General features: G+C 52.7%; 7 protein-coding genes. 2 read left to right on the top strand and 5 right to left on the bottom strand.

Translation table 11 applies throughout. The annotated features are described in order from the left end of the window. Positions 1 to 4: 4 nt before the first annotated feature. A complete protein-coding gene (locus EDM57_RS05475; RefSeq protein ID WP_281274218.1) occupies positions 5 to 6,727 on the bottom strand; it encodes a non-ribosomal peptide synthetase in 6,723 nt (2,240 codons plus the stop codon). Positions 6,728 to 7,276: 549 nt separating this feature from the next. Between EDM57_RS05475 and EDM57_RS05470 the strand changes: the two genes are divergently transcribed. Together EDM57_RS05470 and EDM57_RS05465 are read left to right on the top strand one after the other, a co-directional pair. Further along, the gene (locus EDM57_RS05470) at positions 7,277 to 8,212 is read left to right on the top strand and encodes an ABC transporter ATP-binding protein (protein WP_122903765.1); all 936 of its coding nucleotides are present in this window, start codon (positions 7,277 to 7,279) and stop codon (positions 8,210 to 8,212) included. Between the two features lies 1 nt (position 8,213). Further along, complete coding sequence (locus EDM57_RS05465; protein ID WP_122903764.1) at positions 8,214 to 8,978, top strand: ABC transporter permease; 765 nt, start codon at positions 8,214 to 8,216, stop codon at positions 8,976 to 8,978. A 129-nt stretch (positions 8,979 to 9,107) separates the two neighbouring features. Here the strand turns inward: EDM57_RS05465 and EDM57_RS05460 are convergent, their stop codons facing one another. From EDM57_RS05460 to EDM57_RS05445, 4 genes are read right to left on the bottom strand one after another with little or no spacing between them, the layout of a single operon-like run. Continuing rightward, complete coding sequence (locus EDM57_RS05460) at positions 9,108 to 10,658, bottom strand: aldo/keto reductase (protein ID WP_122903763.1); 1,551 nt, start codon at positions 10,656 to 10,658, stop codon at positions 9,108 to 9,110. Further along, the gene (locus tag EDM57_RS05455; RefSeq protein WP_122903762.1) at positions 10,655 to 11,446 is read right to left on the bottom strand and encodes a thioesterase II family protein; all 792 of its coding nucleotides are present in this window, start codon (positions 11,444 to 11,446) and stop codon (positions 10,655 to 10,657) included. Before EDM57_RS05455 ends, EDM57_RS05460 begins: the two co-directional genes overlap by 4 nt. Before the next feature lie 20 nt (positions 11,447 to 11,466). Next, a complete protein-coding gene (locus tag EDM57_RS05450; RefSeq protein WP_122903761.1) occupies positions 11,467 to 12,801 on the bottom strand; it encodes an efflux RND transporter periplasmic adaptor subunit in 1,335 nt (444 codons plus the stop codon). A gap of 24 nt (positions 12,802 to 12,825) precedes the next feature. Next, entirely contained in the window at positions 12,826 to 15,945 is a 3,120-nt protein-coding gene (locus EDM57_RS05445; protein ID WP_122903760.1) for an efflux RND transporter permease subunit, read from the bottom strand. Between the last annotated feature and the right edge of the window lie 91 nt (positions 15,946 to 16,036).

The raw sequence follows: 16,036 nt of genomic DNA, 5'->3' as shown, positions 1-16,036 counted from the left end.
ATACTTACAAATCGCCAATCAAGTCCATAATGTCGTCCAGTTCTGCCATCGAGAGGTCCTTGTCCACAAAGTCGCTTGGGGTCAACTCGACGTCTTTCTTTTGCGTACAATGGGTCACAATCGTATTCAGATGATAGTGAAAAAGTCCTAACAGCTTGTCGATTGTCGTCTTGCGATACTCATTGCGGTTGTAGTGAGCATAGACGGCCAACTCATCCCCGACGATTTTTGCGTATAGTTCCAACTGGTGCATGCGCTCGGCGGCTGGGCCGAGCAGTCGACCTTGTGGCAGATGGGAGAACGTGAACAAATCATTTGTTCCACCTTCATCTAAATCATCCGAATAATGGAAAACAAGTTCAGGTTGAAGCGTCAAATGGCTGTCATGCTTGTCGGTAGAAGCAGAGAGATGCTTGAGGATGGAGTACCCGATCCCGTTATTGGGAATGGCTCGCATCATCTCTTTGACCAGCTTGATCCGCTCTCCTGTCTGGCCTGATTGGGCCGCAGGCAGAACGACCGGGAACAGCGTGCGGAAGCATCCGACGGTGCGGGAAACATCCAGCCCTTTGACCATCGCTTCTCGACCGCGTCCTGATAAAAAGATGCTGACATCGCTTGCCCCTGCCCACTCCTGCAAAGCCATTCCCAAAGCCGTCAGCAAAAGTTCATGCGGCTCCGTCTGATAGGCGTGATTGGCGTGGTGAAGCAAGTTTTCTGTCTCGGCTTTGGAAAAGCGAACCCATGCCGTCACTGTGTTTTGTTCCGTCTGGTAGAGCGTCTCCTGGTCTTTGGGCAGCGGACGGGTCGGGGTGGATTCGACCTTTTTCCAATAGGCCAGCTCGTTTTCCAGCTTTTTGCTGGCGGCCGCATGCTGCAGTTCTTCCGCCCACTTTTGATAGGAATGGGTTTTCTTCGGCAAGGTGATGGGCTGACTAGAAGCTGCCTGCTGATAGGCGGTTCGGAAGTCTTCCAGAAGGATACGCCAGGACGCATCGTCCACAACCAGATGGTGAATCGCCAGAAGCAGATGGTCGCCTGCTCTCGTCCGGAAGAGCGCTGCCTGAACGAGCGGCCCCTCCAGCAAATTCATCCCGGCTTGCAGACTGTTCGCCTTCTCTTCCACTTTGCGCGATACGTCCAGCTCTTCCGTGCAGTCCACCAGCTCGAATGCATACAGCGTTCCTTCGTCCCCTCGATTGAACTGGACAATTCCTTCGTCTGATTCGCAAAAACTCATGCGCAAGGCATCGTGGTGCCGAACAAGTGCGTGCAACGCCTCCCGTACCAGCTCTTGCGCAAAGCCTTCCGGACGGTAAAGCATCCTCGCCTGATTCCAGTGATGTCTGTCCGATGTGATCCGTTCAAAGAAATACCGCTGCATCGGCGTGAGCATAACCGGTCCCGTCACCAGTCCCTGCTCGATGTCGATTTTCTCGAAATGAATATGCGGTGCAATCTGCTCAACCGTCGGATACTTGAACAGGTGGTTCACGACCATTATCAGGTTGTGCCGTTGCAGGCGCGACGCAATCTGCAAGCCTTTGATCGAGTCTCCGCCCAGTTCGAAAAAGTTGTCGCGAATCCCTACCTGCTCGACGCCAAGCACTTCGGCCCAGACTTTCGCCACCGTCGTTTCCAGTTCGGTTCGCGGCGCCGCGTATTCCCCTTCAGCCTTCACACTGCCGTCAGGTTCGGGCAAAGCTTTGCGATCCAGCTTGCCGTTTGCCGTGAGCGGAAACTCCTTCATGAGCACAAAGTGGGATGGAATCATATACTCCGGCAGCTCACGCCGCAGCACGTCCCGCAACTGGCCGACGGTCCATTCCCGTTCGGAAAGCAGATAGGCGCACAGGTAGGCTTGCCCGTTCTGATCGTTTCTCGCTACGACTACCGCATCCTGAATCGATTCCTCCTGAATCAGCTTGCTGCGGATTTCATCCAGCTCGATGCGGTACCCGCGAATTTTCACCTGGTGGTCGAGCCGTCCAAGGTACTCAATGTTGCCGTCTTCCCGATAACGAGCGAGGTCCCCCGTGCGATAAATCCGCTCGCCGCTTTCCAGCGGATGCGCCACGAATTTTTCCTGCGTCAGCGCCTCATTTTTCAAATAGCCTCTCGCCAGACCTGTACCCGCGATGCACAACTCGCCTGGCACGCCGATTGGCTGCAGCTGTCCATGTCGATTGAGGACGTACATGCGATAGTTGGCGAGTGGCTTCCCGATCGGCACAGGACTTTCCACGCTGTCCGGTGTGAGCGAATAACGGGAGGCGTAGATCGTTGCTTCCGTCGGCCCGTAGATGTTTTCCAGTTTCACCTCTGGCAAAACTTCAAACACTTTTGGCACGAGATTATCCGGCATCGCTTCCCCGCAGGCGAGGATGTACCGCAACCGATGCCGCTCCGCTCGTCCTTGCAAATACTCGGCAAACGGGATCAGCATGGACGGCACAAAGTTGATGTGGGTAATGCCTTCCCGGACTACCGCCTGCCATATTTCTGCGGGGTTCTTTTCCGCTCCTGGCTCCAAAATGACCAGTCGGCCATTGCCGGGAACCCAACCGAAGATTTCTGCGACCGAAATATCGAATATGTAGGTCGTCTTCAGCAGGAAGGCATCGTCGTGCAACAACGGATAGGCATCCTGCATGGCGTGAATCACATTGAGCAATGCGCCGTGCTCAATCATGACCCCTTTTGGTTTCCCGGTTGAGCCGGACGTGTACATCACATACGCCAGGTCTCCCGGCTTATTCACTGGTGGCGGATTGCTTGCGTCAGGTGCGTAGCTGCTCTCGTTGTCCAGCTCCAGCACGATCTTCGCTGCGCTTGCTTTTTCAGCAAAACGCGCTTGCGCCAGCACCAGTTTGGCACCGCTGTCTGCGAAAATGTAGTCGATCCGCTCTGTCGGACTGTGTGGATCAATCGGGAGATACGCTCCCCCCGCCTTCAGCACGGCAAAAATCGCGACGATCATCTCCACAGATCGTTCCGCAATCAGCATGACCAGATCGTCCTGCTGCACTCCTTTTTCCCGCAAAGTGTGCGCCAACCGGTTCGCCCGTTCGTTCAGTTCGCGATACGTCACACCTTGTTCGCGGAAAACGAGCGCCGTTTTGTCAGGTGTCGCCGCTGCCCATTCCTCAAACATCGGCATCAGCAGCTTGTCGGGGTAAGCTTTGGCTGTATCGTTCATCTGTGTGTGCAGCTCGCGCTTTTGCTCTTCTGGCAGCAGTTCAAACGATTTGAGCGGCTTGTCCAGCCCGTGAACGGCTTGCAGGAGCAGGTGTGCAAACTGGGCGATCATGCGGCTGATGCTGCCCTCATCAAACAAGTTGGTGTTGTATTCGAACACGACGTGCAGCTCATCTTCCCTCTCCACCGCTTCCAGTGTCAGGTCAAACTTGCTGATGCCGTTGTGGATGTAGCGCATTCGCTTCTCCAGCTCGTTTTCCGGCGGGCTTTGCATCATGAACATCACGTCAAACAGCGGATGGCGATTTCCTTCGCGCTTTACCCCAGAGCCTTCGACGATTTTGTCAAAGGGTATGTACTGGTTTTGCAGAGCCGGCAAAAGCTCCTGTTTGACCAGTTGCAGGTTATGTAAAAAGCTTTTCTCGTGATCGAGGGAGAGCAACAGCGGCAAGGTATTGACGAACATCCCCAGCATCTGGCGCGTATCCGGATGCTGCCTGCCGTCTGTCACGGTGCCCAGTATGACCTCTTCGCTGTCGTTGTTCATCTTGGACAGCCAGAGGGACACGATGCTGAGCATGAGCATGTAGAAGGTCAGATCATGTCTGGCTGCGATTGCCTTGAGCTTTCGCGTGATCTCCGCGCTTACGCGATGCGTCTGGATCGCCCCTTCATATGTCAATTGCGGCGGCCGTTTTCGCGTCGGTAGCTGGACGACGGGAAGCTCTCTTTGCAAAAGCGTTTTCCAGTACGAAAGCTGCTGTTCGTATTCGTCGCTTGTGAGCCATTCGTTTTGCCAGCGCGCGAATGATTTGTAAGTTTTTTCCACAGGTGATAACGGCTGTTGTTCGAGCAAAGCCTGCAATTCCCGCAGCAGGATCGATTTGGATAAACCGTCCATCAGGATATGATGGGAATCGATCCAAAGAATGTTTCTGTCTGCAGTCTCAATCACACCCGCCCGGAGCAACGGCGCTTGTGCCAGATCAAACGGTTTGATCTGTTCGGCAAGCAAACTGTGGACCGACTCTTCTGCCCCTGTCTGGCGGACGAAGGGCAGCTCTGCCCAAGGGACAATCCGCTTCACAATCTCGTCACCGTGCAGGTGGTACGTGCTTCGCAAGCCTTCGTGCCGCTGTACCAACTGCTGCAGAGCCTGGCGGATTTGCTCAGTATCGACACTCAATGGAAAATCGACCGTAAAAACCACATTGTAGGCGACCGACTCGACGTCCTGCTGCTGGATGACGTACATCCGCTTCTCCACCGCCGATGTCTCGTATTCCTGTTGTTCCCCAAGCTCCGGCAAAGGCTCCAGGCTCGCCTGCTGCTCTTCTGAGAAAAGCCGTTTCAGTTGCCGGATCGTCGGATGCAGGAAAAGCTGGTCGTATCGCAACTGGAACCCGATGTCTTTTAGCTGGTGAATCAGTTGCATAACCTTGATGGAGTCTCCGCCCAGTTCGAGGAAATGGTCGTCGATTCCGATCTGTGGTATCCCCAGCACGCGGCTCCACACCATGGCCAACTGTTGCTCCAGCTCGTCAGTGGGGGCGATGTAGTCCTCTCTTCCCAGTTCCCCGCCCGTTTGCACCTCTGGCAGTGCCCGCTTGTCCACCTTTCCGTTCGTGGTCAGCGGAAAGCTCTCCATATGGACAAAATACGTCGGGATCATGTACTCCGGCAGATCGTTTCGCAGCCATTCCCGCAGTTCGCCAGACGGGATTACTTCGGGGGCGACGTAATAGGCAACCAGGTATTTGCGCCCGTCTTCCCGCTCTTTTGCGACAACCGTTGTCAGTTCGATGCGCGGGTGGCTCATGAGAAAAGGCTCAATTTCCCCCGGCTCGATGCGGTATCCGCGAATTTTGACCAGGTTGTCGAGGCGGCCCAGAAACTCGATATTTCCGTCAGGCAACAAGCGTGCCCTGTCACCTGTGCGGTACATGCGCTCGCCTGTTTGCGGATGGATCAAAAATTTCTCCGCCGTCAAATCGGGACGGTTCAGATAACCGCGCCCCAGACCTTCGCCGACGATGAATAGCTCGCCCGCTACCCCAAGCGGCTGCAATGCCAAGGCCTCGTCCAAAATCAGGATGCGGGTGCGGTCAATCGGCTTGCCAATCGGGATATTCGGGTACTGTCTGTCTACCTCAAACATCGTCACCATGATCGTGCACTCTGTCGGCCCGTAACCGTTGTAGAGCTTGTACGTTCCGCGCCGCTCCACTCTTTTCAGCACATCGCCGCCCGTAATCACGACGCGAAACGAATGGTTGTCCATTTGCATGAACTGCTCCGCCGCTCCTGTCGGAAAATAGCTGATCGTGACTTGTTCCCGATTGCAGTAGTCGTTCAGCGCTTCGAGGTCGTATTTCAACCGGGAAGGCACGATGTGCAGAGATGCCCCTGCGAGCAGGTACGGAAACATATCGAGTGCCGACCCGTCGAATGAAAAGCTGGAATACACCAATGCCTTGTCCGCAGCGGTCACGGCAAAATAACGGCGATGCCACTGGCAAAAATTAACCAGATTGTGATGCTCGATCATGACGCCTTTGGCCAGGCCTGTCGAACCAGATGTGTACATGACGTAGACCAGGTCCGTCGGCCGGTTGACGTGCGGCAAATTGTCTTTCCTGTCGCTGTAGTTGCCTGGGTCGCACACGTCGATCACTTCGCAGCCGCCGCACGCTCTGTCTTTCAGCTTTGTCTCTGTCAACAAAATGGTGGCACTGCTGTCGTTCAGCATATAGGCAATTCGTTCCGCCGGATACTCCGGATCGATGGGAACATAGGCCCCTCCTGCTTTCATCACCGCGAGAATAGTGACGAGCATGTCCAACGACTTGTCCAGCATAATGGCCACCTGATCGTCAGGCTTGACGCCTCTCGACCGGAGATGGTGGGCCAATTGGTTTGCCCGTTCGTTCAGCTGTCTGTATGTCAAGGAACGCCCCTGATCGACAACCGCCACATTGTCCGGTGACTGTTCCACCTGCTGTTCAAACAACTGGTGGTAAGCTTTGTCGATCGGCGCTGCTCCCTCGTTGTTCGCTTCGCAAAACCGCTTTAATGCCAACAAATCTTTTACCGTCGTCATATTCAGATTTTTGTAGAAATCCCGGTCTTTTTTGAAATGGATGGTTCCACCGGCAGGCTGCGGATAGGGCGTGAGTCGCCCATGCACGATGTTCTCCCACTCGCGGATGAACAGGTCTTCCATCGCCTGGTGCGCCTTGTTGTAGCAATCGAGCAGCGTATCTTCGTCGGCAAAAGCAATCTCTTCCTGAACGAGAATCTCCCCGGTATCGACATTTTCGTCGATGAGGTGGATCGTCACACCTTTAGGCGTTTCGTCCCAGACACTCCAGAAAACAGGATCTCTCCCTCTGTTCCAGGGCAAAAGGGAGGGGTGAAGGTTGATGATGCGACCTTTGAAGCGGGAGACGATTGCCTTGTCCAAAATATAGCCGTACGCATAGCTGACGATCCAATCGACATCTTCTAAAAATTCTGACTGCTCATCCAACTTCTCCTGGCATATGACGACTTCGTGGTGTAATGATTCCAAGTACCGTACAACTTTGTTGCTTTTGCTCATAAACGTTGTCAGGAATAGTATTCTCACAAAAACACCACCAGCACTTCCAAAATTTCGTTGACAAAAAAGTAGCTTCGACTGAAAATCTTTCTTGAGACAAGACCTTACACTTTTTTACATATTGTACAAAACCATGGTAATTTGTAAATAGTTAGAGGTCAAGTGTTTATATTTTTCTGAATCTGAAAAGAATTCCTTTTTGATTAAAAACTCTTAACCATGATAGAACCCCCCCCCTGGTGCCCCTATGGTGCTCGCGGGCAACGGGAGCCGACTCCGAAAGAAAAACGTGGAGGAAAGCAGGACGAACTGCTCATGCATCAAGTCCTGTGCAAGCAGTCAAAAACGACTTCATCATTAAAAAAAATATTCATGATGAAAAAAGAGGAACTTCGACAAGAAGAGAGAAAATGTGGAATATATGGAAAACGCTGCAATTTCTATTATACACAATCATTCGAAAAAAGGTGATAATTGATGGAGCATGTAATCGAAATGAAAGACCTGAAAAAGTCGTTCGGCGACAAAAATGTTCTGAACGGAATCTCTCTCTCGATTCCCAAAGGAACGATTTTCGGTCTACTCGGCCCCAACGGATCTGGCAAAACGACAACCTTGCGCATCCTGTCCTGCCTCATCGAGCCTACCTCCGGAGAAGTCACCATCCTTGGCCATCAAATCAGCAAGCACAAAGAAGAGATTCGCAAAAAAATCGGTTGCGTCACAGAGTCACCGGGGGTGTACGACAAGCTTTCTGTCCTGGACAACCTGGAATTTTTCGCTGCCTGCTACCAGATTCCCAAAGCCAAGCGTGCCTCCCGCATCGAGTTTTTGCTGCGCCAGTTCGACTTGTGGGAAAGAAGAAACGACCCTGCCGGCAGGTTGTCAAAAGGAATGAAGCAAAAGCTTTCAATCATCTGCGCGATTTTGCACGACCCGGAAGTCCTCTTCCTGGACGAAGTCACAGCCAATCTCGATCCCGTCAGCATTCGCAAGCTGAAAGATTTGATCCGCGAATGGGCTGCCTCCGGGAAAACGATCATCATGAGTTCGCACATCCTGACCGAGATTGACGAATTGTGCCATGAATTCGCGATCATCAAGGGCGAAGTCATTCGCTTGACCACCCCGCAAAAATTCCGCGAAGAATGGAGCACCTACAACGTGATTCTCGATGTCGGCGCAGACCTGCAAAAGTCGGAGCAGATTATCAAGGAAGCCAAGGAAGTCGAAGCGTACAAACGCGTGGAAAACCAGTTTCATCTGAGAATCGCTGACCCGGAGACAGCCAACCCGCAGTTGGTGAAAAAGCTGGTCGCAGCGGATGTCACGGTCAAATACATAACACCGCTCTCTGTTTCGCTGGAAGATTCCTACCTGAGCTTGCTGGACCAAGAAAAGGAGGCGATCTAATATGCCGACATTTGTCATCATTCGAGAGTGGAAAGAGCTTTTTGCCAACCGCTCTGTGCTGATTACGAATCTTGCCGCGCCATTCGTGATCTTGATTATGGCCTTGATAACGACGGTTTTTGCGCAAAACGGCAAGATGGAGTTTGTCCTGACCTTGATGAAATTGACCAATCCGCTGCTCAACGTGGCCGGAGAGGACGGTACGATTGCCATTGCCCGCTTCTATTTCCTTCTGTTTCTGATCGTCCCGGCGATGATCCCGCTCACTTTTGCCACTTCGAGCATCATCACGGAAAAAATTACAGGAACGCTGGAAAGCGTGCTGGTCACTCCCATTTCCACCCGAGAGTTTTTGCTGGGGAAAATTCTTGCTTTCTCCTTGCCGTCCATCGCCCTGACCTGGGTGATCCAGCTTATCTTTTTGGGTTTTATCTTCGCCAGCTTTGAAAATGCCAGCTCCCATTTTTCCATTGTGTTCATCCTCGCGATGATCCTGCTCGTCCCATTTATCTCGATCATCAGCCTGTCGCTGAGCGTTGTCGTTTCCTCCAAAGTGGACAACGTCGCCGCCGCGCAGCAATTCGGCGCCTTGCTCGTATTGCCGATCATCGGACTTGCCATCAGTCAGGTGATTTTCCTCTCGATGATGAGCAATCCGCTGATCTATCTCGGCCTGGTGACCGTATGTGCGGTTGTCTCCCTGATTACGTTCCAGATCAGTGTGAAGCTGTTTGATCGCGAGCACATTATCAGCAAGTGGAAATAACGAATGAATGAAACAACCACCGCATGAAATCGTTGACGTGCGCGATTTATGCGGTGGTTTTCTTTTGCCTTGCCCACTCTTTCCATTCCGAGAAAAAAAGGGAACGGCCCGCAGGCGGCTCCCTTCGTTTTAGCGTGCGCCAATGACCGCTTTAAGCGTCTGGGTAATCGTTTGCCAGTCTTCTTCCTGCAACTGCGCATCCAAAGGTCGCTGCAATTCCGCGAGCACATCATCGACATAGTGCTCCCGCCGCATGCCGACGAGAATGCCGTGCACGTCTGGCGTTGCCCGCATCGTGCGGATGGCAGCCTGGCTCAATGTGTCTGTCGCCATCAAATGCGGGCGCACCCGCGACAGCTCTTTTTTAATCGCTTGCGCCCGCTGGTAGTCTTTGGGCGTGTAGTAGCTTTTCAAGGCATCTGTTGCTTGGGTGAGAGTTTCCTTGTACGTATCCAGCCATTCCAGCGTCTGGCCGTCCATTTCTCCATGCTTTGCGATCGACTTGCGAAGATCGGTGATGACCGGCTCAAACAGCAGGCTTTGCACATTGTGCACGTTTGCCGAAGAGTACAGCTTTTTCCAATATTTGCGGAGCATCGCGCCCGCCGTTACCTTTTTCTTGAGCTCCTTTACCTCGTCCCTCTCCAGCTTCAACGCAGGCAAAATATGGTCGACGATCTGATCCTCCACTTCATCGATGCGATCGAGGCAGGCTTTGATCTTTTGGGTCGCTTCCTTCTCGTCAATCACTGTTTCAGGTTCCATACGGATGTCTGTCAGGCGGAAAATTTTTTCCTTCGCTGTCACATCCAGCGTCCGGTTGGTCATCACGCCCAGCCCTTTTTCCTTGGCAAAGCGCAATGCACTCAGGCCGTGCCCATGGTTTTTTTCCAGCAAAGGGCCTGACTCGTACATGTTCATCGGAAACTGGATCACGCGAAAATGGTGATCTGGGCTGATTTTTTCCGCCATCTCCCAAAGGGTATCCAGCGCAATAAAGTCAAACTCCTTGGGATTGCTGCCAAACGAGTTGGCGCTGACTCCGTAGCATTGGATACGCCCAGCCTCGACTTCTTTTTCCAGGTGCAAAAAAGCTTTCTCGATCCGCTCCAGCAGTTCTTCGTACGCTTCCTGCTGCTTGATCTTGTTCATTTTGGCCCATAACAAATACCATTCCGGATTGTGCAGCATGTAGCAATCAATCTGTTCCAGCTGCAAGCGCTGCAGGCTGCGCGTGAGCTGATCCTGGAGATACTCCGGATGGATGCAAATCGACATCCCTTCATGGACCGTCGTGAAGTCCTGATACGGCTTGCCTGCGGCCGTCCGCTTCATCGTCTCTTCGGAGTCCTCCCCGACGACAATGCCCGCCTTGGAGACGATGACAAGCTCTTCCCGCCTGATTTTTTCTTCGTCGACAAGCTGCTTCAAGACATGGCCGATGACTTTTTCCGCACTGCCGTTTGCGTACATGCTGCTGGTGTCGATCAGGTTAATCCCTTCGAGCAGCGCTTTGCGCAAGGCGTGCTGGTACTGTTCATCCTGCTCATCAATCCGGTATGTTCCGAAGCCGACCTGACTGATCCAAACATCAAAGCCGCCAAACTGCCTGTATGCAAGATGCGGATTGGCCTGTGCCAGCCGCTGTGTCCCTTCCAGCGTCGCTTTTCCTGTAATCATCCTATCCCCCTGTTTCCGACAAGATAGCTTTGCAGTGTTGATTCCACAATCGACAGAAGCTCTTTTTGCTCCGAATGGATAAAAAAGTGGTCGCCTTGCAGCATGTGCATGTGGAAGGAAGCGCGGGTGTGCTTTTTCCAGGCTTCCATGTGCTCCACGGTCACATCCGGGTCCTGCCGGCCGCCAATCGCGGTCAATCCGCACTCCAACGGCTCTTCATCCTCGTACTGGTACGTTTCGCAGATCGTGAAATCCGCGCGAAGCATCGGCAAGAGCATTTGCAAAATCTCTTCGTTTTCTGCTTGGTCAAAAAGTTCCTGCGGCGTACCGTTCAGCGTTCTCAGTCCCTGCAAAAACTCCGGGTCCGGCAGATGGTGAATCGCTTCGCCGGGATCAGGCAAATGCGGGGCATGATGTCCGGCGGCAAACAAATGCAAGGGCTTGATGCCGTAATGTTTGCGCAAATATCTGGCCAGCTCGAAGCTGAGCAAAGCCCCCATGCTATGCCCAAAAAGGGCAAACGGCCGATTCAGATAAGGCAAGAGCGCTTCTGCCAGCTCACGGATCAGCACAGACAAATCCGTATGGAACGGCTCGGTAAAACGGTTGCTTCTGCCAGGCAGTTGCACCGGACAAACGCCGATCTGAACGGGCAGCTTTTTCTGCCAGTCCCGGTAAATGCCCGCGTGTCCACCCGCATAGTGGAAGCAGAACAAAAGAAGCTCTGCCTCCGGCGCCAGTTGCGGCGAGAACAGCCAGCGGGTTTGGGAAACGTTTGTTTTTTGCATCAGGTATCCTCCTTGCCTCATTATGGAACGATGTTGATTTTTGCCCCGTCTTTCAACTGGGATTGTCCTTTGATGACGACCTTGTCACCTTTCTTCACACCTGACTCGATCAGCGTCCTCTCCGTTCCTTTCAGGGTGATCGCGATTTCTTTTTCTGCCACTCTCTCATCGTTTACGACGTAGACGACTGATTTTCCATTGCGCTCCAAAATGGCGTCGGTTGGCACGAGAATGCCAGCCTGTCCTTTTTGGGAGGACACTTCTGCCTTCATCCCGGGCAAAATCGTTCCTTTCGGATTGGGCACCTCGATTTCGACGGGGAACAGCCTGGACTGGCCAGAAGCACTTAGTCCGACGAAGGAAACCGTGCCCTTGGCCTTGATTCCAAGGGACGGGATTTGTACGTCAAGCTGTGTGCCTTTTGGCAAGGCTGGCAACACTTTTTCCGAAACGTTTGCCTTCACAATGACCGGGTCGAGGTTAATGATCGTCGCAACAGGCTTTTGCGCGGTGATCGTATCTCCCTCCTGAACCAGAATTTCGGTGACTATGCCGTCTACCGTTGCTTTTATCAGCGTGTTGTCCAAGGCGTTTCGGGAAATGTTCACTTCGGCTTGCCCCTGCTGGATATTGGCTTGCGTGATCCGTCCATTTTTATCAGCCTGGTTCACTTGTGTCCGGGCGTTGTTCAAAGCGGTTTTCGCCTGATCGAGCTGGCTTTGGTACTGGTTTTTCGCTTGCAGATAGGCATTCTCGGCATTTTCCAGCTCGCCTTTGGACAAGGCATGCTGCTCGTACAGTTTTTTGGCGCGGTCGTAGTTTGCTTGCGCCAGTTGCATGCCTTGGGCAATCACGCTCTCCGTGTGCTTGTAGGCTTGCTCTGCCAGCTTCAACTGGTTTTCCGCCAACTGCTGGGAAGTTCCCACTCTGCTTGTATGCTCCAGATTTGCCTTGGCGACCGCCAGTGTTGCTTCTGCTTGCTGCAGTCTCAGCATCGCCTCCGTCTGATCCAGCTTTGCGATGACTTGTCCCTTTTTCACGGGGTCGCCCTTTTTCACGAGAATTTGCGAGACGGTCCCGCCTGTCTTGCCAACGATGCTGACATCGGTATTGGCAAATACTTCTGCCAGCAGCCGATCCGACTCCTGAAGCTCTCCCTCTGTCACTTCCGCTACCTGGACGTCGATGGCGTTCTCGACTTTAATCAGCTCCACCTCCGTGCCGGACTGCTTTTCGAGCTGAGCTTGTCCGCCGTTGGCGTTTTTGTTTTCCGTCGCTTGTGAATTGCATCCCGCGATGATCGTCGCGCCCAAGAGGCAACTCACACCTACGTTGATTAGCTTCTTCCTCTTCATCTCTGAAAAGCCCCTCTCTTCTGCCTACCCAGACTTTTTCATGTCGCGCAAACTTCTCAGCACGGAAATAAACATGTCCTCGCCTGGCTCCCTCTCCTGTTCCTCGGTATCCGGAGTGAAAAACTCTTTCTTGATCCGATACAGCAGCTCATACCCGATCGGCACCACGATCAAGGTCAGGACCGTCGACGTAATCAGTCCGCCAATGACGACAATCGCCAGACTTTTCGTCATCAAGGCCCCTTCGGAAAAGCCAAGACAAAGCGGCAGGAGTGCGCAAACCGTCGCTACTGCCGTCATGATAATCGGGCGCATACGGGTAATGCCCGCTTCGACGACAGCCTCGCGCATGGAAGCCCCCGCGAGTCTCCGCTGCTGGATATTGTCCACATACACGATTGCGTTCGTCACGACGATGCCGACAAGCATCAAAAAGCCGATGAGGGCGGTCACATCAAGTACGGAGCCCGTCAAAAACAGCCCAAACAGGCCGCCGATCACAGCGAGCGGCAAGGACAAGAGAATCGCAAGTGGTGCCGTAGCATTGCCAAACGAGATGAGCATGACAATGTAGACGATGAAAATCGCGGCCCCGATAGCGAGGAGCATGTCCTGGAAGCTTTTTTCCATGTCGCTTGCGACCCCTTCGGAGGACAGCGTGACGCCGTTCGGCAGCTCTTCTGCTTGCAGAAGCGCAAACAGGAAGTTGCTCGCTCCCCCTTTGTTGTCGCTCACAATATCCGCCGTAATTTGCACGAATTGCTTTTCGTCCTTGCGGTTGATTTGCGACTGTACTTTTTCCTGGTCGATCTCGGCGAAGTCCAGCAGTCGCACCTGTTGCTTGCCTGGTGTCTGAATGTAAATGTTTTTCAGTTCCTCCAGCGATTTTTCGCGGTCTTCGCTCAGCCCGAAAAACAGATCGTAATCTTTGTCGTTGATCCTGATTTTGCCGATTTTCGTATCCGAGACGAGCAGGTTCACTTCCTGGGCAACCTGCACCGGCGATATTCCCAGCTCTGCCGCCTCGTCCCGGTCGACCTTGATGACGACTTCCTCGTTGATGTCGTTCAAATTGTCGCGCACGTTGGTCAAAAGAGGGCTTTCTTTCAGCTTCGCCTTGACGATGTCGCGCGCTTCTTTCAGCCGTTCGAGATCAGGCCCGTGCAGGACTACTTTGAACTGATTGCTCTCGTTGCTGCCTGGCTTGCTCAGAACCATTTCCGAGCCAAGCGGGATCGACGGTTTGATGATTTCCTCAAATTTTTTGATCGTTTGGTCGAGGTCTGTATCTTCCCCTGTTTTTATCAGCAGGACAGCTTCGTTCGTCCGCCGAATATCCGCTCCGTCTTCCGAACCAAGGCTGCTTTGGATGGACTCGACTTCCGCCTGGGCTTGCAGCTTGCTTTCGAGCTGACGAATCGTATCGTCGAGGACGTTCAGTTGGGTTCCTTTTGGCAATGTCACTTGGGCGAATATGTACTTTGCTTCCGACTCGGGCAGCAACCCGAATTTCATGTACGGCAACAGCGCCAGACTTGCTACCAAGAGGACAAAAGACAAAAGACCGACTGCGGGCTTGTGGTGCAGCGACCATTGAAGCAGCTTTCTGTAAGCGTGCGTCACTTTGCCGTGCTCATATTCCTTAATATTGCGATTTTTCAGGATTATCATCTTGGCCAGCAACGGAACTATCGTCACGGCTACCAGCAGAGAGGCAAACAGCGAGCAGACAACCGTCAGTGCGAATGGCCGGAACACCTCTCCGATCATCCCGCTGACAAAGACAATCGGCAAAAATACGGCAGTGGTCGTAAAAGTCGATGAAGTAATGGCGTGAAGCATTTCATTGGTGGCAAATTGAATCAGGCTTTCCTTGCGTTCCTTGTTCAACTGCAAGTGGCGGAAAATATTTTCGATCACGACGATGCTGTCATCCACGACCCGGCCAACCGCGACCGCCATTCCGAACAGCGTAATCATGTTGAGCGTAATGCCCATCCAGGACATGAAGATCAGGCTCACCAGGATCGACGTCGGGATGGAAACGAGGACGATCATCGTAGCTTTTACATGACGCAAAAACAGCAGGATAATCAGCGAAGCCATGATGGCTCCGAGCAAGCCTTCCTTGAGCATGCCGTTAATCGAGTTTTTAATATCGAGGGATGAATCGTAAATCGTGGTAAAGGTCAAATGTTTGTACGTTTCCTGAAGATGGGCGATTTTTTCGTTGATGGCATCGCCTGTTTCTACGGCATTGGCATCCCGTGTCTTATAGATGTTGATATTGATGCCGTTTTGCCCATTGAAGCGGCTGATCGATTGCGCTGCCCGGTCAAAGTTGACGTCTGCGATGTCGCCAAGTCTGACGTAGGCAATGCCGTTTTCCGGGTCGCCCGACAGGAACAGTTTGGTATTGCGGATGTCTTCCACGTTGCGGTATCGGCTCACTACGCGGATAATCCGTTCTTCCCCATCTTCCGTGATCGTGCCGATCGGCAAAGCGATATGGTTCTCGAGCAAAAGCTGCTTCAATTGCAACGGGGAGATACCGTAGTAGTTGAGCGCATCTGCTTTCGGCATGATTTTCATTTCCTGGAATTGTCCGCCTACTGTCGCTACTTTATCGACGCCCTCAATTCCTTCCAGTTCTTTGAGCACGGTGTCCCTTACTTCGCTGTCGAACAGATCCAGCCCGCTTTCCTCGTTCTGCCCTGTTACAAACAAATAATAGACAGGCTGACTGCTAAAGCCCTGGACCATGACTTGCGGCCTGCTCGCTTTTTCGGGAAGCGCGACACCGGAAATTTTTCGCTCCACCTCGTCTCGGGCAGCCTGTACATCCGCACCGGTTTCCAAATAGACTTTCAGCATGGAGCTGTTGCTGTTCGAATACGATTCCAATGCGGTAATGCCCGACACTTGCCCGATTTCCCGTTCCAGCGGTTTCGTTACATCGTCGAGCACGTCTTCCGGCGATGCTTCCGGGTAAGCGGTACTGACGACAAGCACAGGAAAGGAAACGTCAGGCATGTGCTCTACTTTGAGCGACATGGCAGCGACGATGCCGCTAATGACGACGAGTAGGCTGATGATGATAATAGCGGTTGAATTTCTGAGAGAAAATGTCGTTAAAAAACGCAAGGAATCCCCCCCTCATTGCTAATAAATTCCATCATCTATATTACGCCTTCCGCTTTTTTACTTCAAGAAAATTGATTCATCACCATAACCC

Origin of the sequence: Brevibacillus gelatini (assembly GCF_003710935.1) — a bacterium.
GTDB lineage: Bacteria > Bacillota > Bacilli > Brevibacillales > Brevibacillaceae > Brevibacillus > Brevibacillus gelatini.
Note: the sequence above shows the minus strand (reverse complement) of the source record. Positions and strands in the feature narration are given on the sequence as shown.